At 60.2% G+C, this 23,264-nt stretch carries 20 protein-coding genes; 18 read left to right on the top strand and 2 right to left on the bottom strand.

Going from position 1 to position 23,264, the window contains the following annotated elements:
• Positions 1-25: 25 nt before the first annotated feature.
• The 3 genes from prmB (at position 26) to EDC38_RS04870 (ending at position 2,944) form a co-directional block, all read left to right on the top strand.
• Positions 26-943 (top strand): 50S ribosomal protein L3 N(5)-glutamine methyltransferase, encoded by a 918-nt coding sequence (gene prmB / locus EDC38_RS04880; protein ID WP_246004339.1) that lies wholly within the window; start codon positions 26-28, stop codon positions 941-943.
• Between the two features lie 38 nt (positions 944-981).
• Complete coding sequence (aroC, locus tag EDC38_RS04875; RefSeq protein WP_123637540.1) at positions 982-2,079, top strand: chorismate synthase; 1,098 nt, start codon at positions 982-984, stop codon at positions 2,077-2,079.
• Between the two features lie 91 nt (positions 2,080-2,170).
• On the top strand, positions 2,171-2,944 hold the full coding sequence (locus tag EDC38_RS04870; protein ID WP_123637539.1) for an amidohydrolase: 774 nt from the start codon (positions 2,171-2,173) through the stop codon (positions 2,942-2,944).
• 150 nt (positions 2,945-3,094) lie between these two features.
• On the opposite strand, the gene EDC38_RS04865 is transcribed toward EDC38_RS04870, so the two are convergent.
• Together EDC38_RS04865 and EDC38_RS04860 are read right to left on the bottom strand one after the other, a co-directional pair.
• On the bottom strand, positions 3,095-3,838 hold the full coding sequence (locus tag EDC38_RS04865) for a TIGR04219 family outer membrane beta-barrel protein (protein ID WP_024460393.1): 744 nt from the start codon (positions 3,836-3,838) through the stop codon (positions 3,095-3,097).
• 102 nt (positions 3,839-3,940) lie between these two features.
• Complete coding sequence (locus EDC38_RS04860; RefSeq protein ID WP_024460392.1) at positions 3,941-4,807, bottom strand: LysR family transcriptional regulator; 867 nt, start codon at positions 4,805-4,807, stop codon at positions 3,941-3,943.
• A 121-nt stretch (positions 4,808-4,928) separates the two neighbouring features.
• On the opposite strand from EDC38_RS04860, the gene leuC reads away from it, so the two are divergent.
• From leuC to EDC38_RS04785, 15 genes are all read left to right on the top strand, one after another.
• Positions 4,929-6,365 carry a 3-isopropylmalate dehydratase large subunit gene (gene leuC / locus EDC38_RS04855; protein WP_024460391.1) on the top strand — a complete coding sequence of 479 codons (1,437 nt, stop codon included), beginning with the start codon at positions 4,929-4,931 and terminating at the stop codon, positions 6,363-6,365.
• On the top strand, positions 6,362-7,009 hold the full coding sequence (gene leuD / locus EDC38_RS04850) for a 3-isopropylmalate dehydratase small subunit (RefSeq protein ID WP_123637538.1): 648 nt from the start codon (positions 6,362-6,364) through the stop codon (positions 7,007-7,009). The genes leuC and leuD overlap by 4 nt, the downstream gene beginning before the upstream one ends.
• A gap of 172 nt (positions 7,010-7,181) precedes the next feature.
• Complete coding sequence (leuB, locus tag EDC38_RS04845) at positions 7,182-8,261, top strand: 3-isopropylmalate dehydrogenase (protein WP_123637537.1); 1,080 nt, start codon at positions 7,182-7,184, stop codon at positions 8,259-8,261.
• 262 nt (positions 8,262-8,523) lie between these two features.
• Positions 8,524-9,633 carry an aspartate-semialdehyde dehydrogenase gene (asd, locus tag EDC38_RS04840; RefSeq protein ID WP_123637536.1) on the top strand — a complete coding sequence of 370 codons (1,110 nt, stop codon included), beginning with the start codon at positions 8,524-8,526 and terminating at the stop codon, positions 9,631-9,633.
• 359 nt (positions 9,634-9,992) lie between these two features.
• Positions 9,993-13,169: a FimV/HubP family polar landmark protein gene (locus EDC38_RS04835; RefSeq protein ID WP_123637535.1), complete on the top strand. Its 3,177-nt coding sequence runs from the start codon at positions 9,993-9,995 to the stop codon at positions 13,167-13,169.
• A gap of 149 nt (positions 13,170-13,318) precedes the next feature.
• Positions 13,319-14,218 carry a tRNA pseudouridine(38-40) synthase TruA gene (truA, locus tag EDC38_RS04830; protein ID WP_123637534.1) on the top strand — a complete coding sequence of 300 codons (900 nt, stop codon included), beginning with the start codon at positions 13,319-13,321 and terminating at the stop codon, positions 14,216-14,218.
• A gap of 80 nt (positions 14,219-14,298) precedes the next feature.
• Entirely contained in the window at positions 14,299-14,937 is a 639-nt protein-coding gene (locus EDC38_RS04825; RefSeq protein WP_123637533.1) for a phosphoribosylanthranilate isomerase, read from the top strand.
• Positions 14,927-16,171, top strand: coding sequence for a tryptophan synthase subunit beta (trpB, locus tag EDC38_RS04820; RefSeq protein ID WP_024460384.1), 1,245 nt, complete (start codon positions 14,927-14,929; stop codon positions 16,169-16,171). Before EDC38_RS04825 ends, trpB begins: the two co-directional genes overlap by 11 nt.
• A gap of 24 nt (positions 16,172-16,195) precedes the next feature.
• Positions 16,196-17,002: a tryptophan synthase subunit alpha gene (trpA, locus tag EDC38_RS04815; RefSeq protein ID WP_024460383.1), complete on the top strand. Its 807-nt coding sequence runs from the start codon at positions 16,196-16,198 to the stop codon at positions 17,000-17,002.
• A gap of 83 nt (positions 17,003-17,085) precedes the next feature.
• Positions 17,086-17,949 carry an acetyl-CoA carboxylase, carboxyltransferase subunit beta gene (gene accD, locus EDC38_RS04810; protein WP_123637532.1) on the top strand — a complete coding sequence of 288 codons (864 nt, stop codon included), beginning with the start codon at positions 17,086-17,088 and terminating at the stop codon, positions 17,947-17,949.
• On the top strand, positions 17,950-19,269 hold the full coding sequence (gene folC / locus EDC38_RS04805; RefSeq protein ID WP_246004338.1) for a bifunctional tetrahydrofolate synthase/dihydrofolate synthase: 1,320 nt from the start codon (positions 17,950-17,952) through the stop codon (positions 19,267-19,269).
• Positions 19,262-19,849: an SPOR domain-containing protein gene (locus EDC38_RS04800; protein WP_123637531.1), complete on the top strand. Its 588-nt coding sequence runs from the start codon at positions 19,262-19,264 to the stop codon at positions 19,847-19,849. Before folC ends, EDC38_RS04800 begins: the two co-directional genes overlap by 8 nt.
• A 111-nt stretch (positions 19,850-19,960) precedes the next feature.
• Positions 19,961-20,455, top strand: coding sequence for a CvpA family protein (locus EDC38_RS04795; protein WP_024460379.1), 495 nt, complete (start codon positions 19,961-19,963; stop codon positions 20,453-20,455).
• A gap of 55 nt (positions 20,456-20,510) precedes the next feature.
• Positions 20,511-22,046, top strand: coding sequence for an amidophosphoribosyltransferase (purF, locus tag EDC38_RS04790; RefSeq protein WP_123637530.1), 1,536 nt, complete (start codon positions 20,511-20,513; stop codon positions 22,044-22,046).
• An 11-nt stretch (positions 22,047-22,057) separates the two neighbouring features.
• Positions 22,058-23,245 (top strand): O-succinylhomoserine sulfhydrylase, encoded by a 1,188-nt coding sequence (locus EDC38_RS04785; RefSeq protein ID WP_123637529.1) that lies wholly within the window; start codon positions 22,058-22,060, stop codon positions 23,243-23,245.
• Positions 23,246-23,264: the final 19 nt, after the last annotated feature.

Below are 23,264 nucleotides of genomic sequence, written 5' to 3'. Positions count from 1 at the left end.
TACCGCATCACAAAGGATCCGCCTCGTGTCATCTGCTGATGTCTTGCCGCCCTGGGCGCCACTGAAAACCGTTCGAGATTTTATTCGCTGGGGTGCCAGTCGCTTCAATGCCGAGGGGCTGTTCTTCGGCCACGGTACCGACAACGCCTGGGATGAGGCAGTCCAACTGGTGTTGCATGCACTGCACTTGCCGGTTCAGAACAGTCGCCAGGAATGGCTGGATGCGCGTTTGACTGATGCCGAGCGAGAGACGGTTGCTGCGCTGTTGGACCGACGCATCCGCGAGCGGGTGCCGGCAGCCTATCTGACCGGCGAGGCCTGGTTCTGTGGCTTGCGTTTTGCGGTGGACGAGCGGGTGCTGGTCCCGCGCTCGCCTATCGCCGAGTTGATCGAAGCCGGGTTTCAGCCCTGGCTGGAGCTGGAGCCGGAGCGGGTGCTGGATCTGTGTGCCGGAAGTGGCTGTATCGGTATTGCGTGTGCCTATGCCTTTCCTGAGGCTCAGGTCGACCTGAGCGATATTTCCCCGGATGCGCTGGACGTCGCCCGGGCCAACATCAAGGCCCACCAGTTGGAGGGGCGGGTTGAGGCCCTGGAGTCCGATGGGTTTGCGGCCCTCGGTGAGCGTCGCTACGATCTGATCGTCAGCAATCCGCCCTATGTGGATGCTCGTGATCTGGCCAGCATGCCGGCGGAGTATCATGCCGAGCCTGAGCTGGGGCTGGGCTCCGGGGATGATGGCCTGGACTTTACCCGGCGCCTGCTCGCCGAGGCGCCTCGACACTTGACCGAGGACGGGGTTCTGGTGGTGGAGGTGGGCAACTCCCAGGTGGCTCTGGAGCAGGCTTTTCCCAAGCTGCCCTTTACCTGGGTGGAGTTCGAGCGGGGCGGTCACGGGGTGTTCGTGCTGAGCGCTCGGGCGCTGGCGGCCTTTTCTGAGGTATAATTCCTCCTTTTGCGTTTAAGAGAAATTCGGAACCGATTATGTCCGGCAATAGCTTTGGCAAACTGTTTACCCTGACCACTTTTGGCGAAAGCCACGGCCCGGCGCTGGGCGCCGTGGTGGATGGCTGCCCTCCGGGCTTGGCGCTGTCCGAGGAAGACCTGCAGTTCGACCTGGACCGGCGCAAGCCCGGTCAGTCCCGCTATACCACCCAGCGGCGCGAAGCCGATCAGGTGCGGATTCTGTCCGGCGTGTTCGAGGGCAAAACCACGGGTACGCCCATTGGCCTGTTGATTGAAAACACCGATCAGCGCTCCAAGGATTACTCCAAGATTAAGGATCAGTTCCGCCCGGCGCATGCGGACTACACCTATCACCACAAGTACGGCGTGCGCGACTATCGCGGCGGCGGCCGTTCATCCGCCCGGGAAACCGCCATGCGGGTGGCGGCCGGTGCGATCGCGAAAAAATACCTGCGCGAGCGCTACGGCATCGAAGTGCGTGGGTACCTTTCGCAGTTGGGGCCCATTGCGATTGAGTCGGTGGATTGGGATCAGATCAGCGAGAACCCCTTCTTCTGCCCCGACGCCACCAAGGTGGCGGAGATGGAAACCTACATGCAGGCGCTGGCCAAAGAGGGCAATTCCGTAGGCGCCAAGATTTCCGTGGTGGCCAGTGGCGTGCAGCCGGGGCTGGGCGAGCCGATTTTTGATCGCCTGGATGCGGATATCGCCCACGCGCTGATGAGCATCAACGCCGTGAAAGGGGTGGAGATCGGTGCGGGCTTTGATTCGGTGGCCCAGAAAGGCACCGAGCACCGTGACGAGCTGACCCCGGAAGGCTTTACCTCCAACAACGCCGGCGGCATTCTGGGCGGCATTTCCTCCGGCCAGGACATAGTGGCTCATCTGGCCCTCAAACCCACCTCCAGTCTGCGGGTGCCCGGGCGCAGCATTGACGTCCAGGGCGAGCCGGTGGAGGTGATCACCACCGGACGTCACGACCCTTGTGTGGGCATTCGCGCAACCCCCATTGCCGAGGCGATGCTGGCTCTGGTGCTGATGGATCACAGCCTGCGTCACCGGGCACAGAATGCGGACGTACGTGTCGATACGCCGGTGATTCCCGCACAGTCGTGATTCCCCGTGGCGATTGTGGCATGCTGGGCCTTTATCCCGGCATGCCACCTTCCTGACCTGCCGGGCTCCGAGAATCTCCGGGAGCCTGTGTATGCAAGACCTCACTTTATCCCTGATTCAGACCACCATTGCACCGGATGACCCCGAGCGTAACCTGGCCGGTTATGAACCCTGGCTGGAGCGGGCCCGGGGCAGTGACCTGGTGATACTCCCCGAAGTGTTCACCACCGGATTCAGCGCCACGGCGCGTGACCACGCTGAAGTCGTGGGCGGGCGAGCCTGGCAGTGGCTGGCGCACTGGGCGTCCGAGCTGAATGCCGTGGTGACCGGCTCTCTGGTGGTGAAGGACAATGACCAATACAGCAATCGCTTGGTGTGGATGCGCCCCGACGGTAGCTGGGTACACTATGACAAGCGGCACCTGTTTCGTATGGCCGGCGAGCACAAGCGTTACGCCGTGGGACAGGAGCGGGTGTTGGTCGAGTTGAATGGCTGGCGTGTTCTGCCGATGATCTGCTATGACCTGCGATTCCCGGTGTGGAGTCGCAACCGGGGCGATTATGATCTGGCCCTGTATGTCGCCAACTGGCCGGCTGCCCGATCGTTACACTGGCGGCACCTTTTGCAGGCGAGGGCGATTGAAAACCTGAGCTATGTGGCGGGCGTGAATCGTATCGGCGTGGATGAGAAGGATCAGGATTACCGTGGTGACAGCGCGATTTATGGTCCGGCCGGCGAGGTGTTGGTCAATGCAGAGGATAGCGAAGGGTGTTTTACCACGGTGCTCAGTGCGGAAAGGCTGACCCAATATCGTGAGTCATTTCCCGCCCATCTGGATGCGGATGGGTTTGAGATTTTGCGCTGAGTGTTGGCTCTGATTGGGTAACGGCGGATGCGCTTCGCTCCGATGCGTCGGACCGATCCGCCCTACGCTTGTTTATACCGCTGCGCTCGGCCGTAGGGCGGATAAGGGCGAAGCCCGCATCCGCCGTCACCAGACTCTGAATGCTGTCTCTTAAAAATGCAGATTCAGCGACGCATAAGGCCCGCTCAATTCCACATCGGCGGTCACGTCTTCATTGATCTCCAGGTTCATCTGCCGGTAGCCGACTTCGATACCCAGATCCAGCGCCATAGAGTCAATAAAGTCATAAGCCACGTTGACGCTCATGTCGCTCAGGCTGTTGTCGTCGTAATTGATCACGTTCGCCTGGCCGCCCACAGACAGGCCGGTCAACGGCAGATCAAAACGGGCCTTGCCGTACACCATGGGAATGGCTTCATCCAACACGACGTTTTGAGAATTGCCGACCGTTTCGCTTTCGGCCTGTACATAGCCATCGAATTTTCGGATGGTCAGGCCCAGGTCAAAGCTCACCCAGTTATCCAGTAATTCATAATACAAAGTGCCATCGATATGGGTCAGGTCAACGTCTGTGGCCACTTCGCCGGGGGTAAAAGTCTCGCCGTCCAGGGTGAAGGTGTCGACGATGGTGGCCGACTGAGAGCTGCTCAGGTCGGTGTGCTGAAGACGCACATTGGGAAGCAGCGGAATCGGGTGTTCAAACGCGACGTAAAAGAAGTTGTTGTCGCTTTCGTTCAGGCCCAGCTCGTTGACATCAATATCGTTATTGGCATCACCGATGACGCCGGAGTAATCGCTTTGCCATTGGCCAGCGCCCGCGTATACGCCGAGAAAATCCGCTGAGGCGAGCGGTGCAGCCAGCATCAGACCACTTGCAAGCATTACTTTTTTCATAACATCGTTCCCATTGTGTTGGTTGGGTGAATGGACTGCCCCGTATCTTAGCAGAGCAGGCTACAAAAAGTGTGACGCAGAGCAAATCAGCGCGGCTGGGTATTATCCCTGTAATAACTGCAGGAAGACTCGCGCGGCATTGTTCAAGCTGCGTTGTTTGTGATGAATGGCCCCGAGGTTGCGGGTGATCACCGTGTGGTCCAGGGGCAAAGGGTGTACTTGACCATCACCCAGCAGAGTCTGCGGTAGCACTCCCCAGCCGAGGCCAATCGAAACCATCATCTTCAGGGTGTCGAGGTGGTTGGTCACCATGCCCACATCAAGCGTCAGGGACTGCTCGTCGAACAGCGCCTGAACGAGTCGGGTGGTATAGGTGTTGGTATCCGGCAAAATCGCCTGCCAGGGGCTGAGATCCGCCAATGTCAGGGACTTTCGCTGGGCCAGGGGGTGATTGTGCGACACCACGAAGTGCAGTTGGTCGCGCCAGATGATGTCCTCGGCCATGCGAGGGTCCGATTCCGGCGCCAGGGTGACAATGCCCAGGTCAAAGCGTCCTTGCAGCACTTCCCCATAGGCCTGCTCCGAATCCAGAAAGTGCAGATCCAGTTTCACCTCGGGGTAGCGCTCGGTGAAGTGGCGAAGTGTAGGGGGCAGGCGGTGCAGGCCGATGTGGTGACTGGTGGCAATACTCAGCGCGCCGCGCACCTCGCCCTGAAGGTCGGTAATGGCGCGTTCGGCGTCCGCCACCTCCTGCAGGATCCGCTTGGCATTGGGCAGTAACGATAAACCGGCATGGGTGAGACTGATCTGCCGGCCCACCCGGTCGAACAGGGGGCTGTTCAGTTGTTGCTCCAGGGTGGCGATGCGCTTGCTTACGGCGGGCTGGGTCAGGTGCAGGCGCTGGCCGGCGGCGGAAAACGAGCCGGTTTCGGCGACGGCGACAAAGGCTTGCAGGTGTTGGGTATCCATAAGCTGTCAGTCTATCCATTCCGGAATGGAATGCAATAGATAAAAATTATAAATTTGTTTTATTGGTTGTGGGCCCTTAAAATACCCTCAAATCGTGATCTGCTTTGAGAAGACAACCCTTATGAGCGCCAGAACCCTTTACGACAAATTGTGGGATGCCCACCTCGTGCAAAAGCGCGACGATGGCTCCGCCTTGATCTATATTGATCGGCACATCATCCACGAAGTGACTTCGCCCCAGGCCTTTGAAGGCCTGCGCTTGGCGGGTCGTAAACCCTGGCGGGCCGATTCCATCCTGGCCACGCCGGACCACAACGTCCCGACCACCTCGAAAGAGCGGGCCTCGGGCGTGTCCGGTATTCAGGATCCGGTGTCCCTGATCCAGGTGAAAACCCTCGACGACAACTGCGACGAGTACGGTATCACCGAGTACAAGATCAACGATCAGCGCCAGGGCATTGTGCATGTGATCGGGCCGGAGTCCGGCGCCAGTCTGCCGGGCATGACCATCGTTTGTGGCGACTCCCATACCGCCACCAACGGTGCCTTGGGTGCCTTGGCGCACGGCATTGGTACCAGTGAGGTGGAGCATGTGATGGCCACCCAGTGTCTGGTCGCCAAGAAAATGAAGAACATGTTGATCCGGGTCGACGGTGAACTCGGCCCCGGTGTCACTCCGAAAGATGTGGTCTTGGCCATCATTGCCAAGATCGGTACTGCCGGCGGTACGGGTTATGCCATCGAGTTTGGTGGCGATGTGTTCCGCAATATGAGCATGGAAGGGCGGATGACCGTCTGCAATATGGCCATCGAAGCCGGTGCCCGCGCGGGCATGGTGGCAGTGGATCAGACCACCATCGACTACGTGGAAGGTCGGCCTTACGCGCCCAAAGGCGAAAACTGGACCAAGGCGGTAGAAGCCTGGCGCGACCTCAAGAGCGACGAAGGCGCGCACTTCGACCGCGTGGTGGAAATGCGCGGTGAGGACATCAAGCCCCAGGTCAGTTGGGGGACTTCGCCGGAGATGGTGGTGTCCATTGACGACTCTGTGCCGGACCCGGAGGCGGAAGCAGATGCGGTCAAGCGCGAAAGCATGAAGCGGGCTCTGCAGTATATGGGGCTTCAGGCCGGTCAGCCGATGCGCTCCATCAAGCTCGATCGGGTGTTTATCGGCTCCTGCACCAACTCCCGGATTGAAGACATTCGGGCGGCGGCCGCGGTGGTCAAAGGCAAACGCAAAGCCGATTCAGTCAAGGAAGCGATTGTGGTGCCGGGCTCCGGTACCGTGAAAGCTCAGGCGGAAAAAGAAGGCCTGGATAAAATCTTTATCGACGCCGGTATCGAATGGCGTGAGCCGGGCTGTTCCATGTGTCTGGCCATGAACGCCGACAAGTTGGGTGCCGGTGAGCACTGTGCCTCCACCTCGAACCGAAACTTCGAGGGACGTCAGGGCTACGGTGGCCGCACCCACCTGGTCAGTCCGGCAATGGCCGCGGCGGCCGCCATTGCGGGCCATTTTGTCGATGTGCGTGAAATTACTGGAGGGCAGGCCGCATGAAATCCTTTACCCAGATGACCGGCATTGCGGCGCCCATGGATCGCGCCAATGTCGATACCGACATGATCATCCCCAAGCAGTTTTTGAAGTCGATCAAGCGCACCGGGTTTGGCAAAAACCTGTTTGACGAACTGCGCTACCTCGACGAGGGGCAACCGGATCAGGAGTGCACCGGGCGCCCGCTCAACCCGGAATTTCCGCTCAATTTCGAGCGCTATCAGGGTGCGACGGTGCTGCTTGCCCGGGAAAACTTCGGCTGTGGTTCCAGTCGTGAGCACGCGCCCTGGGCGCTGGACGATTACGGCTTCCGCTGTGTGATCGCGCCGAGTTTTGCGGAGATTTTTTACAACAACTGCTTCAAGAACGGTCTTTTGCCGATCGTTCTGGATGCGAAGGTTGTCGACCGCCTGTTCAACGAGATGTATGAACAGGAAGGGTATCAGTTGACCATCGATCTGGAGCAGCAGACGGTCACCACACCGAGCGGCGAGTCGTTTGCATTCGAGATCGATGAGTTTCGCAAGCACTGTCTGCTGAATGGTCTGGATGATATCGGTCTGACGCTTGAACATGCCGATGCGATCGAGGCCTACGAAGCGCAGCGCCGCAAAGACGCCCCCTGGCTTTTTGACGGATTGCGGTAAAGAAATAGCTGGGTGACGGCGGATGCGCTTTGCTTATCCGCCCTACGCGAACTGCCTTGCTATTCGTAGGGCGGATAAGGGCGAAGCCCGCATCCGCCGTTAACACAATATCCGAATTTACCGTAGACCGAAGATTACAAATATCTACCAGGAATTAAACAGGAGACCCCCAGTGGGAAAACAGATTCTACTACTCCCGGGCGACGGCATTGGTCCGGAAATCGTGGCCGAAGCCAAAAAAGTACTGGATGTGGTCAACGACCAGTTCCAGCTCGGCCTGAGCTTTGAAGAAGACCTGATGGGCGGTTGCTCCATCGACAAACACGGTGTACCTCTGGCCGACGAAGCCCTGGAAAAAGCCCGCCAGTCCGATGCGATTCTGCTCGGCGCTGTGGGTGGCCCGAAATGGGACAAGCTGGATCGGGCCATCCGGCCGGAAAAAGGCCTGTTGAAAATCCGCTCTTCCCTGGAGCTATACGCCAACCTGCGCCCGGCCATGCTCTACCCGCAACTGGTGGAAGCCTCCAGCCTCAAGCCGGAAGTGGTGTCCGGGCTGGATATCCTGATCGTCCGCGAGCTCACCGGTGGCATCTACTTTGGAGAGCCCCGAGGCATCCGCACCCTGGAGAATGGCGAACGGGAAGGGTTCAACACCTACAAATACAGCGAAAGCGAGATCGAGCGAATCGGTCGTACCGCGTTCGAAATGGCTCGCAAACGGAACAAGAAAGTCTGCTCGGTAGACAAAGCCAACGTGTTGGAAGCCACCATGCTCTGGCGCGAAGTCATGGACCGCCTGGCGCCGGAGTACCCGGACGTGGAACTGTCTCATATGTACGTGGACAACGCCGCCATGCAACTGGTGCGCGAGCCCAAGCAATTTGACGTGATCGTCACCGGCAACATGTTCGGCGACATCCTCTCCGACGCCGCCGCCATGCTTACCGGCTCCATCGGCATGTTGCCCTCGGCGTCCCTGGATAAAAATGGCTGCGGCATGTACGAGCCCTGCCACGGCTCGGCCCCGGATATTGCCGGCCAGGGCATCGCCAACCCGCTGGCGACCATACTGTCCGCCGCGATGATGTTGCGCTATTCTCTGTCTATGACCGATGCGGCTGACGCCATTGAGGCGGCCGTGGGCAAAGTGCTGGACCAGGGGTTGCGCACCGCGGATATCGTCACCGAGGGTAGTCGCAAGGTGTCCACGGCGGAAATGGGCGATGCGGTGGTTGCGGCGCTTAATTCGTAGGGTATCCATGTGGTGTCATTGCGTGGGTAACGGCGGATGCGCGCTTCGCGCTTATCCGCCCTACGCAAACTTTGGCACTGAGGTCTGAGGTGGAGGATACCGTTCGAAGACTCTCTGAGGCATGGATGCCGATGAGAAGCCCCCAGGGACGGGTTTACGGCGGGTCTTCGAACGGTATCCTCCACCTCAGACCGGACTACCATAAGACCACAAACATTCAAGGCAACAACAGAATTCACTCACTGAGAAAGAGAGAACTATTATGAAAGTAGGTTTTATCGGATGGCGCGGCATGGTCGGCTCCGTATTGATGGAGCGCATGCAGGCAGAGAACGACTTTGCGGACATCGAGCCGGTGTTCTTCTCCACCTCCAACGCCGGTGGTAAAGCCCCCGCGGTGGTGGACGGCGTGCCGCCCCTGAAAGATGCCTTTGACCTGGACGCCCTCAAGGCCCTCGACGCCATTGTCACCTGTCAGGGCGGCGACTACACCACTGAAGTGTTCGGAAAACTGCGCGACAGCGGCTGGAAAGGCTACTGGATCGACGCCGCCTCCACCCTGCGTATGGCCGACGACGCCGCTCTGGTGCTGGACCCGGTCAACCTGGACGTCATCAAAGACAGCATCGCCAAAGGCGTGAAAAACTACGTCGGTGGCAACTGCACCGTCAGCCTCATGCTGATGGGCCTCGGTGGCCTGTTCCAGAACAACCTGGTCGAGTGGGCCACCTCCATGACCTACCAGGCCGCCAGTGGTGCCGGCGCCCAGAACATGCGCGAACTGCTCAACCAGATGGGTGGCCTGCGCGACTCGGTCGCCAGTGAGCTGGAAGATCCCGCCTCGGCGATCCTGGATATCGACCGCAAAGTGGCCGCCGCCATGCGCAGCGACGACTTCCCGACCGACCAGTTCGGAGCGCCCCTGGCGGGGAGCCTGCTGCCGTTTATCGATAAGCAGCTGGACAACCGCCAGAGCAAGGAAGAGTGGAAAGGGCATGTAGAGACCAACAAGATTCTCGGTCGCAGCGACAACCCGGTGCCCATCGATGGGCTCTGTGTGCGCATCGGCTCCATGCGCTGCCACAGTCAGGCACTGACCATCAAACTGAACAAAGATGTGCCGCTGGATGAAATCGAGTCCATGCTGGCCGAGGCCAACCAGTGGGCCAAAGTGGTGCCGAACGAGCGTGAAGCCACCCTGCGTGACCTGACACCGACCGCGGTGACAGGTACCCTCACGGTGCCGGTGGGTCGCTTGCGCAAAATGAATATGGGTTCCCAGTACCTGTCCGCCTTCACGGTGGGCGACCAGCTTCTCTGGGGTGCTGCCGAGCCGCTTCGTCGCGTATTGCGCATTCTCAAAGAGGCCTGATTGTCCTCGGGCAAGACGAGCCCCGCCCGGTCTGACCGCGCGGGGCTTTTTTTATGAAAGGGTGGGGCGGTCGATCTGGATCTCAGAAAAGTTCCCCGCCGCCGGCGTCAAAATCGTTATTTTTTGTGCGGCGGTGCAAATAATGTATAAAAACATGCCATAAAGCCCCCCAGTTGACGGGCTTAAGTGTTGATAAAAAGCTACTTATAATGAATACTTACAGCCATTAGTGAAGAATTATTCTAGGTTTTATAACTCCTGCTAAGCCAAATCAGGTTCACCGTGCCGTCAAAATCGACGGGAGAGTCGATGACTTCAGTCGGGCACATGGGGCCAGGGAGATAATAAAGGATCGTCCTATGCATCTGCTTCGTAAGCTGAGTTTTGTAATCGGATTGGCCGCCTTGCTGGTTGCTCAACCGGGATTTGCCCTGGGGCTTGGGGAGTCCGAGTTGAAGTCGGCGCTCAATCAGCCCTTCCAGGCGGACATCCAGTTGACCAACCTGAGAGGGTTGAGTCGCAACGAGATTATCGTCCGGCTGGCTTCCCAGGAAGATTTTGAGCGTGCCGGCCTTGAGCGCATGGCGTTCTACGGTCAGCTTGAGTTCGAATTGTTGCTGGACCATCCCGAAGGCCCAATTGTGCGGGTGACCACGCAACAGCCGGTGCGGGAGCCCTACATGAACTTCCTGGTGGAGGCGCGTTGGGCCAGTGGCCGTCTGCTGCGCGAATACACCTTCCTGCTGGATCTGCCCACCTTCGATGACGAGCGTCAGGCCCAGCCGGTGCAATCCGCCACGTCGGGCGGTACCCGGTCGGCCGCCGAACGCCAACCCGAAGCACGTCCGCAGCCGCGTCAGCGTGCTGAATCTGAAACCCGTCCCCAGGCGGGCTACGACGGCGATACCTATTCGGTCACGTCCAATGACACCCTGTGGGAGATTGCTCTGCGGGTTCGTCCGGGTCGCGACCTGTCAGTTCAGCAGACCATGCTGGCGATTCAGCGTAAAAATCCCGAAGCCTTCATCAATGGCAACATCAATCTTCTCCGCGAGGGTCAGGTTCTGCGCCTGCCCAACCGCGACGAAATTCGCAACCTGAACCCGCAGAATGCGGTACGCGAAGTGGCCGAGCACAATCGTGAGTGGTCGGGTGGCGCCCTGGGAGCCCAATTGGATGCCGGTCAGCGCGGCGCCAGCCAGCGCAGCGGTCCCAGCGATGTCAGCGGTCAGGTGCGCCTGGCGGCGCCGAGCCAGGGTAACTCCGGTGAGGCCGGGCAGGGCGGAGGTGCCAGCACGGATTCCGGCTCCGAGCTGCAGGCTGAGCTGTCAGCCGCCCAGGAAGAACTTGAAAAGAGCCGCCGTGAGAACCGGGAGCTGTCTTCTCGCGTGGAAGAGCTGGAAGCGCAGATCGATACCATGGAAAGCCTGATTGAGGCCAGCAACGAGCAGTTGCGGGCCCTTCAGACCAGCGCCCAACAAAACCGCGAAGCGGAGCAGGCGCAGGAAGAAGCCTCTGACGTGGCTGCGGCTGAGCCTTCTCCGGAAGCCGAGGCAGAGGCTGAGACTCCCGCCGCCGCGGCGGACACCTCTGAGGCCGCCGCGCCCGCACAGGAAGAGCCGGTGGACCGCAGCAAGCGGGTCGTGCGCTCCATTCCTCAGGAAAAAACCCTGATGGATCACGTGATGGACAACCTCCTGTGGATCGGTGCCGGTGTCCTGGTCATCCTGCTGGGTGTGTTGGCGCTGCTGCGTCGACGCCAGAGTGGTGAAACCCCGGTTGAACGAGACAGTGATGACGATTTTGAGCCAGCGTTTGACGAAGAGGGATTCGCGGAAGAGTTTGAGCCCGATGAGTCGGGCAGTGACCACGACAGTATTGATCTGGCGCAGGAAGATGCCGAACCGGAGGAGCCGGACGCCTGGGATGAGCAGACCGATGATTCCGTTGAAGCCGAAACCGGTGATGTGGTTGGTGAGGCGGATATTTACATCGCCTATGGCAAACTGGATCAGGCGGAAGAGCTGCTGCTCAAGGGGCTGGAAAAAGAGCCCGCTTCTCCGGCCATCCTGTCCAAGCTGCTGGAAGTCTATGCCGAAAATCGCGACGTAGAGGCGTTTGATCGCCACTATTCCACCCTGCTGGGTACCGATGATCGGTCGGCCATTCAGCGTGCCGGTGAACTGCGGGACACGATTCCCGGTGCCGGAGAATTTGATGTCAACGCACTGGATACCGGCGCCACTGCGCCTGTTGATGAGCAGGACGATTTCAGCTCGCTCGAACAGAGCGACAGCGATGATTTCGACTTCAATCTCGATCTGGAGGAAGAGCCCAAGGCGTCGCAGAGTGACCAGAAGGCGGCGGATGACAATGAGTTGAGCCTGGACGATGACTTCAACTTCGATCTGGACGATGATCTGGACCTGGAGGAGGAAACCGTCGAGCCGGTCACCACCGAGTCGGATCTGGATGCCTCATCGAACCGCTATGACCTGTCCTTTGACGAGTCCGAACCAGCGGCAGCTGACGAGGAGTTCTCTCTGGACTTTGATCTGGACGATGAGGATGATCAGGTCACCCTGCAGTCGGAAAAAACCGCTGAAGCGGGGGATGGCGATCAGGATGATTTCCCCGAGCTGGATCTCAAGCTGGACGATGAAGTGGGCGAAAGCGATGCGCCAGTCACCGACAGCGTCAGCACCGATGATGACTGGAATTTTGAGCTGGATGAGACCTCCTCCGAAGGTGGTATCGAAGCTCTGGACGATGCGCTTTCCGATCTGGACGAGGAGCCTGCGGAGACCTCTTCCCTGACGTTGGAGCCAATGGATGGTGCGGATTCAGACAAAGGTTCTGAATCGGTCGCTGAAGACGACGACCTGTCATTGGATTTTCAGGATGACGCGGATGACGAGTTGACCGTACACGAATCCGGCCTGGACCGGGACGCGACCTCTGAGGATGAACAGGAGGCGGGTCAGGATGCGTTTGCGGACCTGGACGATGCATTGGCCGAAGACTGGTCTGATGCTCAGCGTGACCAGGAGCCCGGAGTGGAGGCGAAGCCCGCAGCGGATGACAGTGACGATTTTGACCTGGATGCCCTGGAAACCGGTGATCTGGATCTGTCCTCACTGGATGAAGAAATGAGCGATCTGGATGCCGACCTCGAAGGTGCGTCCGATTCAGAGCCTGAAAACACTCCCCAGGCGGACACCGCCGCTCAGACGCCAGAGCCGGCTTCGGCCGATGTCGATGAAGACCAGGTGTTTGAAGAGGCGTTGTCTGGGTTGGCCTCCGATGATTCAGCGGCCACGGAGTCGGATTCTCAAGAGTCCGATGAGGATATGGATGCGGAGCTGGATTTCCTCGCCGACACCGATGAGGCGGCGACCAAGCTGGATCTGGCCCGTGCCTATATCGATATGGGTGATGCGGACGGTGCCCGCGATATTCTGGAAGAGGTGCGCCAGGAGGGCAACGAACAGCAGCAGCAGGAAGCGGAGGAGCTGTTGGGTCGAATCGAAAGCTGATTTTTCCGGCTGGTTCTCCTGCAAAGCCTTGCGCATCCTGTGCGCAGGGCTTTGTTTTTTCAGGGGTGGCAATGTTTTTCAGGATTGGCGGTTTTTGGGGGGCTGATTGAGTTCTCTAAAGCGGCCGATTGTCGAGGCAAGAGTAAGTGATGACCGAAACCAGTCAGGCCCAGCCCAGAGCCTACAAGCGCAACGCCGAAATCTTTCCCGATACCGAGTGGCCCGAGGGGATGCACCGGGTCGCGTTGGCGGTCGAGTATCAGGGAACCCACTACCACGGATTCCAGACGCAACCCAGTGGGGTTCCGACGGTGCAGGGGCATCTGGAGCGGGCGCTCAGCGCCGTGGCCAACGAGCCGATTTCCCTGATCTGCGCCGGCCGGACCGATGCGGGGGTTCACGCCACCGGTCAGATTGTCCACTTCGACACGATGGCCGAGAGGCCGGAAAAGGCCTGGGTGCTCGGCACCCGTGCTCAGTTGCCCTTTGATATAGCGGTACGCTGGGCCAGGCCGGTTGAGCCCGGTTTTCACGCGCGCTTCAGTGCCCGCTCACGCACCTACCGCTACCTGATTTCCGATCGCGACACCTACTCGGCGCTGACCCACCAGCACATTACCTGGTCCCGCAAGCGGTTGAACGTCGGGGCCATGCGTGAGGCGGCCCAGGCCTTGGTCGGGGAGCACGACTTCACCTCCTTTCGGGCCAGTCAGTGCCAGGCGCGCAGCCCGGTTCGCCGGATAGACTACCTGCATCTCGTCCGGCGCGGCGACCTGATTGTGCTCGAAGTCCGGGCCAACGCGTTTTTACACCATATGGTGCGCAATATCGTGGGCGTTCTGCTTGCGATTGGCGCCGGCGAGGCGGACATTGGCTGGGCGGCGGATATCCTGGTGGCCCGGGACCGCAGCGCCGGTGGGGTGACGGCGCGCCCCTTTGGACTGTACCTGGTCCATGTCGATTACCCGGCGGCCTTTGGCCTGCCCAGCGGTCAGCCGGGCCCGATTTTTGTGCCTGAGCCCTTGGGTGGATTGATGGAAAATCCCTGATCCGGCGGCCTCTGGCAGCAATTTGTGCGGATTTCTGCTAGTATCCCCGGTCTGTTTTCACAGCGGCGGACAGGGCGGACATGAGTCAGGACATTCGGGTTAAAATATGCGGCATTACGCGCTCGGAAGACGCCCGACTGGCGCTCAGAGCCGGCGCTCACGCCCTGGGGTTGGTGTTCTATCCGGCCAGCCCCCGGGCCGTGGACATTGAGCAGGCAAAAGCCGTCGCCCGCACCGTAGGGCCGTTCGCGACCCTCGTCGGGCTGTTTGTAAATGCCGCTCCGGCCACGATCGACGCGGTCCTGAACGAAGTGCCTCTGCAGCTGCTGCAGTTCCATGGCGATGAAACGGCCGACGAATGCGTCCGGTACGGGCGTCCATATATCAAAGCGTTGCGTATGCGTCCTGAGTTGGATGTGATGGCCGCCATGGCAGAGCATCCACACGCGTCTGGTTTTTTGCTGGATGCCTACCGCAAAGGGGTCCCGGGCGGCACCGGAGAAACCTTTGACTGGGAGCGGGTGCCTCGCAACCCTGAGCGACCGGTCATTCTGGCCGGTGGCCTGACGCCCGACAACGTCCGTCAGGCGATCTCCGCGACCCGCCCTTATGGCGTGGATGTCAGTGGCGGGGTAGAAGCGTCGCCCGGTCTCAAGGATGCCGGCAAAGTAAACCAGTTTATGTTTAACGCCCTCAACGGTGATCAAGGTGAACTCTAAGACTCAAGCGTTTTCAAGCAAACGGTACTCTGACACCGACTACAGCCAGTTTCCCAGCGCCGATGGCCACTTTGGCCCTTATGGCGGGCGGTTTGTGTCCGAGACATTGATTTATGCCCTGGATGAGCTCAAGCGCATCTACGGGGACCTGAAAAACGATCCGGATTTTCAGGCGGAATTCGACAAGGATCTGGCCTACTACGTCGGGCGCCCATCCCCGCTGTACCACGCCGAGCGCTGGAGTCGCGAACTGGGTGGCGCCCAGATTTACCTCAAGCGGGAAGACCTGAACCACACCGGTGCCCACAAGGTGAACAACACCATTGGTCAGGCACTGCTGGCCAAGTTCACCGGTAAGCAGCGGGTGATTGCCGAGACCGGGGCAGGGCAGCACGGCGTGGCATCGGCCACTGTGGCGGCGCGGCTCGGTCTCAAGTGTTGCGTATACATGGGGGCTGAGGACGTCCAGCGCCAGTCCCTGAACGTCTATCGGATGAAGCTGCTCGGTGCCGAAGTCATTCCCGTGACCTCCGGTTCCCGCACCCTCAAGGATGCGATGAACGAGGCCATGCGTGACTGGGCCACCAACGTCGACGACACCTTCTACATTATCGGCACCGTGGCCGGTCCGCACCCCTATCCTCAGTTGGTGCGCGATTTCCAATCAGTGATCGGTCGCGAAGCCCGGGCCCAGTGTCTGGAGCAGACCGGTCGTCTGCCCGATGCCTTGGTGGCCTGTGTGGGCGGCGGCTCCAACGCCATCGGCCTGTTCCACCCCTTCCTCGGGGATGACAGTGTCGAAATGTACGGCGTCGAGGCCGGCGGTGACGGCGTTGAGACCGGACGCCATGCCGCACCGCTGAGCGCCGGTATCCCCGGGGTGCTGCACGGCAACCGGACCTATCTGATGGAAGACGAAAACGGCCAGATCATCGAGACCCACTCGGTCTCCGCCGGTCTGGATTATCCGGGTGTGGGTCCGGAGCACGCCTGGTTGAAAGATCAGGGACGGGTCAATTACGTGGCGATCAATGACCAGGAAGCTCTGGCGGCGTTCCGTAAAACGACCCTGACCGAAGGTATCATGCCCGCGCTCGAGTCGAGCCATGCCCTGGCCTATGCCGAAAAGCTGGCGCCGACCATGCGTCCGGATCAGAGTATTGTGGTGAACCTCTCCGGCCGTGGAGACAAAGACATTCTTACCGTTGCCAAGCTCGATGGCATCGAAGTGTAAGCGCAGAATCAGGATAGAGAATTCATGAGTCGTATTGCCAAACGCCTGCAGGACCTGCGCTCGCAGGGAAGAAAAGCCCTGGTGACCTATATCGTCAATGGTGACCCTTACCCCGAAGCCACGCTGCCCGCGATGCACGAACTGGTCAGGCAGGGGGCCGATATCATCGAGCTGGGGGTTCCCTTTTCTGACCCGATGGCGGAGGGGCCGGTGATCCAGCGGGGCCACGAGCGGGCGCTGGAGCACAAAATCAGCTTGCGCGGCACTCTGGAGCTGGTGCGCCAGTTTCGGGAAACCGATGCCGATACGCCGGTGGTACTGATGGGGTACGCCAACCCGATCGAGCGCATGGGTTACGACACCATTGCGCAGCTGGCCTCCGAGGCGGGCGTCGACGGGCTGCTCACGGTTGACCTGCCGCCGGAAGAGGCGGAGCCGCTCAAGCGCGAGTTGACCGCCGTGGGCATGGACAACATCCTGCTGCTGGCGCCGACCACCAGTGTTGAACGCGCCCGGCAGGTGTCCGCCCTCGCCAGCGGCTTTATTTACTATGTCTCCCTCAAGGGGGTGACCGGCGCAGGACACCTGGATGTGGACGCGGTCAAGGCCAAGCTGGACGAGTTTGGTAAACTGACCGATCTGCCCCTATGTATCGGCTTCGGCATCAAGGATCCGGAAACGGCTCGCAAGCTGTCCGCGCTGGCCGACGGCGTTGTGATCGGTAGCGTCCTGGTGAGCACCATGGGTGATCGGTACGAACAGTCGCCCGAGCAGATAGCCGCCGCCGTGGGAGATATTGTTGGCGGTATCCGCACAGCGCTGGATGCCTGATCGCTCCGAGTAACGAATACCCGAGTCGGGCCCGGCAGCCCGACAGAGACTGAAAACCTCAAGATTTCGCAGAGAGAATCGACATGAGTTGGCTAGAAAAGATTGTACCGAGCATGGCCCGTGCAGAGGGTAAGCGTGGTGGCAGCAAGGTACCGGAAGGGCTCTGGAAAAAATGCGTCAAGTGTCAGGCGGTCCTCTATCGTCCTGAGCTGGAGCGCAACCTGGATGTCTGCCCCAAATGCGACCATCACATGCGCATTGGCGCCAGAACCCGGCTGAACCTGTTTCTGGATGAGGAAAATCGTCAGGAACTGGCGACTGACGTTGAGCCGATCGATCGGCTGAAGTTCCGCGATGTGAAAAAATACAAGGATCGCCTGTCAACTGCCCAGAAAACCACGGGCGAAAAAGACGCCCTGGTGGCCATGAAGGGGACTCTGAAAGGCATGCCGGTGGTGGCAGTGGCGTTTGAGTTTGCCTTCCACGGCGGCTCCATGGGCTACGTCGTCGGCGAGCGCTTTGCCCGGGCGGCCAAAGTGGCGCTGGAAGAAGATGTTCCTCTGGTGTGTTTTTCGGCCACCGGTGGTGCCCGCATGCAGGAGGCGTTGATCTCCCTGATGCAGATGGCCAAGACCAGCGCTGTCATCGAACGTCTGAAGCGTCAGGGCACCCCTTACGTGTCAGTCATGACCGATCCGGTCTACGGCGGCGTATCCGCGAGTCTCGCGTTGCTGGGTGACATCAATGCCGCCGAGCCCAATGCCCGGGCCGGTTTTGCCGGTCCCAATATCATTGAGCAGACCATTCGGCAGAAGCTGCCCAAAGGTTTCCAGCGCAGTGAGTTCCTGCTCGATAAGGGTGCCATCGACATGATCATCCATCGTCGGGACATGCGCGATACGCTCGCGCGCCTGTTGGCTAAATTCACTCGCCGCGAGGCGGTCTGATTGGCACCAGCAATGCGCTTTGAGCGCCTGGACGACTGGTTACACTGGCTCGAAAGCCACCATCCCACTGAAATTGAACTCGGCCTGACCCGAATCCGTGCGGTGGCCGAGCGCCTCGACCTGCTATCCCCCCAGGCCCGGGTGGTCAGCATAGCGGGTACCAACGGCAAGGGCTCCTGCGTGGCCGCCTGCTCCGCGCTGTTGCGGGCGGCCGGGCAGCGGGTCGGTGCCTATACCTCTCCCCATCTACAGCACTATAACGAGCGCATCCAGATCGACGGTGTCCCGGTCGGCGACGGTGAGTTGTGCCGTGCGTTTGCCCGCATTGATGCCGCGAGCACCGACATCAGTTTGACCTACTTCGAGTTCGGCACCCTGGCCGCTCTGCTGATTTTTCAGGAGCAGGCTGTGGATGTCATGGTGCTCGAAGTGGGGCTGGGTGGACGTCTTGATGCGGTCAACCTGCTGGATGCCGATGTGGCAGTGGTCACCAGTGTCGACCTGGATCATCAGGCCTGGTTGGGCAATGACCGCGACAGTATCGGTCGGGAAAAAGCCGGTATCTACCGTGCCGGTCAGATTTCACTGTGCGCTGATGAGCGACCTCCGGCCGGCCTGCTGTCGGCGGCCGGGGCAATTGGAGTCGAGTTACAGCGCATTGGCGAGCGGTTTGGATTTACTGGACAGGATGGGGGCTGGTGCTGGTGGGGGCAGGGCCGTGATGGTCAGCCGCAACAGTGCCAGCTCGAGCGGCCGGTGCTGCCCTGGCCAAGTATTGCCGCTGCCCTGCAGGTTGTCGCTCAACTGGGCCATCAGGTCGAGCCATTGGCGCAAGCCTCCAGGCTCGATCGGCTGACGCTGCCCGGGCGCTATCAGACTCGCCCCTGGGCGGGGCGAACCCTGGTGCTGGATGTTGCACACAACCCGGCCGCTGCCAGGCATCTGGCGACCCGTCTGACGAGCGCTGGCCCGGTAGATACCCACCTCGTGGTCGGCATGATGGCGGATAAGGATCGGGTCGCCACTCTGGCACCGCTTTATCCATTGATGACTCACTGTTGGCTGGTATCGCTTCCGGAGATCCCCAGGGCCGCCACCGTGGCACAATTGGAGCAGGACCTGGCGGCGCTCAATGTCTCGGCACGCGGCTGTGGTACAGTAGCCGAGGTGATGGGGCGACTGAGGCGGGAATCCCGGCCCGGAGATCGGATTGTGATAATGGGGTCTTTTTACACGGTCAGCGCGGCCCTCGACTGGCTGGATGCTGAGAGCGATAGGCCAGACCCTCTGCGCGACAATATAGAGAGTAACCATGAATAGCGGTCTGAAACAGCGCCTGGTGGGTGCGATCGTCCTTATCGCGATTGGCATTCTGGTAGTGCCCAGCATCCTGCGGGATCGGCAGGTGGAGCCGGTCAGTACCCAGACGCTGATTCCCGACCGTCCCTCTCGGGACACCATGGTCTTCGAAGCGCCCTCGGCGCCGGATAATATTGAGCCGGCACCGGAGCCCGACACCATGTTTATGCCCGAAGATGACTCCCAGCCGGTAGTGGACTCCCTGGAAGAGGCCCAGTCCGAGCCGACGGAGGCTCAGGCCGATCCGCCGCCGGAACGTTCTGCGCCGGAATCTGAGGCGACGGAGGTGAATACCGATGAAGGTACAGCCTGGGTCATCCAGGTCGCCAGTTTCCGCGACCCGGATACCGCGCGGGCGCTGCGGGATCGCTTGCAGGGAGAGGGCTACCGTGCCTACGTGCGCTCTGCCAGCACCGACGCCGGGGCGGTCAGCCGGGTGTTTATCGGTCCGAAAGTGAGCCGTTCGGAGGCCGAGTCGACCAAGGCGGCGGTCGATCAGGCCCTGAAGGTCGATGCGCTGATTCTGCGCTTTCAGCCTTGAGCCTCTCCGGTGGCACCGACGGGCGCCGGGGGTATCTGATCCGCGGTGCCTCTGCTAAAATGCGCGCGCAAGCAACCGGGGAGCTTTCCATAGCATGAGTCGGGCCAGCGAATGAACTGGGCAGATTGGGCCATACTGGGCATACTGTTGGTGTCCAGCCTTATCAGCATCAAACGCGGCTTCGTCAAAGAAGCCCTGTCGTTGGTCACCTGGCTGGTGGCCTTTGTGGTGGCTGTGCTGTTCGGCGATCGCCTGGCAGTGCTGCTCACGGACTTGATTCCCACCCCTTCCATTCGAGAAATGGCGGCCTTCGTCATTCTGTTCGCGGCGACACTGATTGTCGGCGCCATGGTGAATTATCTGATCGGCGAGCTGGTCCGGATGACCGGTCTGTCGGGCACCGACCGACTGTTCGGCATGTTGTTTGGGCTGGCCCGTGGCCTGGTGGTGGTCATGGCGCTGCTGATTCTGTTGCCCTCGATCATTCCCGTTGACCAGGACGAGTGGTGGCGCGAGTCAGCCCTGGTACCGCATTTTCTCGCGTTCGAAGATTGGGCTCGCGCACTGGCGGCTGAGACAACCCGCTTCTTTTTTCAGTGGTTTTAATCCCGGGACGCCGCCCGGGTGTTCCGTTTTTTTATGACGTAAAGGTGGTTTTTCTATGTGCGGCATTGTGGGTATTGTGGGTAAAAGCGATGTCAATTTGCAGCTCTATGACGCGCTGACCATACTCCAACATCGCGGCCAGGATGCGGCGGGTATCATGACCTGTGACGGCGGCAAGCTGGCTCAGCAGAAGGCCAACGGCTTGGTGAAAGACGTTTTCCGGACCCGTCATATGCAGCGGCTGGTGGGCAATATCGGTATCGGCCACGTGCGCTATCCGACGGCGGGCAGCTCGGGCCCGGCGCTCGCCCAGCCTTTCTATGTGAACTCTCCCTACGGTATTGCCTTGGCCCACAACGGCAACCTGACCAACGCGGACCAGCTCAGCGAAGAGCTTTTCAAAACCGACCTGCGTCATGTCAACACCGACTCGGACTCCGAGGTGTTGCTCAACGTGTTTGCCCACGAGCTGCAGTCCCAGGGTAAGTTGCAGCCCAATGAGGATGACATCTTTGAAGCCATTGCCGGCGTGCATCGTCGGGTCAGCGGTGGTTACGCGGTGGTGTCGATGATTGCCCGCTACGGCCTGATTGCGTTCCGCGATCCAAACGGTATTCGTCCCCTGGTCTATGGCAAGCGGGAAACCGAGGGTGGAGTCGAGTACATGGTTGCCTCGGAAAGCGTTGCGCTGGATGTGCTCGGCTTTGATCTGATTGCCGATGTAGCCCCCGGTGAGGCGATTTACATCACCGCCGAGGGCGAGCTTCATCGTCGTCAGTGTGCCGAGAATACCCGGTTGCGGCCCTGTATCTTTGAGCATGTGTACTTCGCCCGCCCGGATTCGATCATGGACGGCATCTCGGTGTACAAGGCTCGCCTGCGCCAGGGTGAAAAGCTCGCGGAAAAAATTCTGCGCGAACGTCCCGACCATGATATCGATGTGGTGGTGCCGATTCCCGACAGCAGCCGGGTGGCCGGGCAGGCACTGGCCTACAATCTGGGTGTGAAGTTCCGGGAAGGGCTGGTGAAAAACCGCTACATTGGTCGGACCTTCATCATGCCCGGGCAGCAGCAGCGTAAGAAGTCTGTGCGCCAGAAGCTCAATGCCATCGAGCTGGAGTTTCGTGGCAAGAACGTGCTGCTGGTGGATGATTCCATTGTCCGTGGCACCACCTGTCAGCAGATTATCGAAATGGCCCGCGATGCTGGCGCCGCCAAAGTGTATTTTGCCTCGGCGGCACCACCGGTCATCTATCCGAATGTCTACGGCATCGATATGCCCACAGTCAAAGAACTGATCGCTCACGGTCGTAGTCACGAAGAAATCTGTCGGGAGATCGGTGCCGACTGGCTGATCTATCAGGATCTGGAAGACCTGGTGGCCGCCTCGGCGGAAGGGACCCGCAAGGTTACCGAGTTTGACTGTGCCGTGTTCAACGGTGAGTATGTGACCGGTGATGTGGATGATGCCTATCTGGAGAAACTCGAGGCCGAGCGCAACGATGGCGCCAAGAGTAATGCGCACAAGAAAGCGGCCAAGCCGGAGGGCACGCTGATCGGCCTGCACAATGATGTGGCGGAAAACCCCTGACGAGATCGCTCATGAGTGAATATGATGACAGCTTGACCGGTGCTGGCCTGGACACCCTGGCCGTTCGTGCGGGATGTCACCGCACGGCGGAAGGGGAACACAGCGAAGCGCTGTTCCTGACCTCCAGTTATGTGTTTGGCAGCGCCCAGGAAGCGGCGGACCGCTTCTCTGGCGACGCTCCCGGCAACGTGTATTCGCGTTATACCAATCCGACGGTGCGCGCGTTTGAGGAGCGCATTGCCGCTCTGGAAAAGGCCGAAAGTGCCATTGCGACGGCTTCCGGCATGTCGGCCATTCTCAGCACTTGCATGGCACTGCTGCAGGTGGGAGATCATATCCTCTGCTCCCGGAGTGTATTCGGCACAACCACGGTTCTGTTTACCAAGTATCTGCAGCGGTTCGGGGTTGGGGTAACCTTTGTCGACCCCACCGATCTGACCGCGTGGGAGCGCGGTTTTCAGGCCAACACCCGGTTGGTGTTTGTGGAAACCCCGTCCAACCCTCTGTGCGATGTCGTCGACCTCCAGGCGTTGGCGGATCTGACCCATGCCCGGGGTGCCAGGCTGGTGGTGGACAACTGTTTCTGCACCCCGGCACTGCAACGCCCGATCGAGTTCGGTGCCGACCTGATCATTCACTCGGCGACGAAATACATCGATGGCCAGGGGCGCTGCCTGGGTGGCGTGGTTGCCGGAGATCAGGACACCATCAATGACGTTTTGGCGTTTGTCCGCAGTGCCGGACCCACCCTGAGTGCCTTCAATGCCTGGGTGTTCCTGAAAGGGCTGGAAACCCTGCGTCTGCGGATGGAGGCCCACTCACGCAATGCGCAGGCGCTGGCCGAATGGCTCCAGCGTCAGCCCCAGGTCGAGCGTGTGTACTACGCCGGTCTGCCCGAACACCCCGGGCATGAATTGGCGCGCAAGCAGCAGTCTGCTTTCGGTGGGGTGCTGTCCTTTCAGGTCAAAGGGGATCAGGCTGCCGCCTGGCGCGTGATCGACAGCACCCGGATCTGCTCGCTCACTGCCAACCTCGGTGATGCAAAAACCACCATCGTGCATCCGGCCACGACCACCCATGGACGCCTGACACCGGAGCAGCGGGCCGAATCCGGCATTGCCGACAATCTGATCCGGTTGGCGGTGGGGCTGGAGGATGTCGAGGATCTGAAAAACGATTTGTTGCGCGGACTGTCCTGAGTCCGCCGAACCCACCAGA

Origin of the sequence: Marinimicrobium koreense (assembly GCF_003762925.1) — a bacterium.
GTDB lineage: Bacteria > Pseudomonadota > Gammaproteobacteria > Pseudomonadales > Cellvibrionaceae > Marinimicrobium > Marinimicrobium koreense.
The sequence above is the reverse complement of the archived record's forward strand: the minus strand, read 5'-3'. Positions and strand labels throughout refer to the sequence as shown.

Coding starts and splice junctions, on each gene's coding strand:
- aroC (WP_123637540.1), top strand. CDS start 982: ATGTCCGGCAATAGCTTTGGCAAACTGTTTACCCTGACCACTTTTGGC.
- leuD (WP_123637538.1), top strand. CDS start 6,362: ATGAAATCCTTTACCCAGATGACCGGCATTGCGGCGCCCATGGATCGC.
- accD (WP_123637532.1), top strand. CDS start 17,086: ATGAGTTGGCTAGAAAAGATTGTACCGAGCATGGCCCGTGCAGAGGGT.
- asd (WP_123637536.1), top strand. CDS start 8,524: ATGAAAGTAGGTTTTATCGGATGGCGCGGCATGGTCGGCTCCGTATTG.
- EDC38_RS04785 (WP_123637529.1), top strand. CDS start 22,058: ATGAGTGAATATGATGACAGCTTGACCGGTGCTGGCCTGGACACCCTG.
- EDC38_RS04795 (WP_024460379.1), top strand. CDS start 19,961: ATGAACTGGGCAGATTGGGCCATACTGGGCATACTGTTGGTGTCCAGC.
- EDC38_RS04800 (WP_123637531.1), top strand. CDS start 19,262: ATGAATAGCGGTCTGAAACAGCGCCTGGTGGGTGCGATCGTCCTTATC.
- EDC38_RS04865 (WP_024460393.1), bottom strand. CDS start 3,838: ATGAAAAAAGTAATGCTTGCAAGTGGTCTGATGCTGGCTGCACCGCTC.
- purF (WP_123637530.1), top strand. CDS start 20,511: ATGTGCGGCATTGTGGGTATTGTGGGTAAAAGCGATGTCAATTTGCAG.
- EDC38_RS04860 (WP_024460392.1), bottom strand. CDS start 4,807: ATGGATACCCAACACCTGCAAGCCTTTGTCGCCGTCGCCGAAACCGGC.
- EDC38_RS04835 (WP_123637535.1), top strand. CDS start 9,993: ATGCATCTGCTTCGTAAGCTGAGTTTTGTAATCGGATTGGCCGCCTTG.
- EDC38_RS04870 (WP_123637539.1), top strand. CDS start 2,171: ATGCAAGACCTCACTTTATCCCTGATTCAGACCACCATTGCACCGGAT.
- trpA (WP_024460383.1), top strand. CDS start 16,196: ATGAGTCGTATTGCCAAACGCCTGCAGGACCTGCGCTCGCAGGGAAGA.
- leuC (WP_024460391.1), top strand. CDS start 4,929: ATGAGCGCCAGAACCCTTTACGACAAATTGTGGGATGCCCACCTCGTG.
- EDC38_RS04825 (WP_123637533.1), top strand. CDS start 14,299: ATGAGTCAGGACATTCGGGTTAAAATATGCGGCATTACGCGCTCGGAA.
- truA (WP_123637534.1), top strand. CDS start 13,319: ATGACCGAAACCAGTCAGGCCCAGCCCAGAGCCTACAAGCGCAACGCC.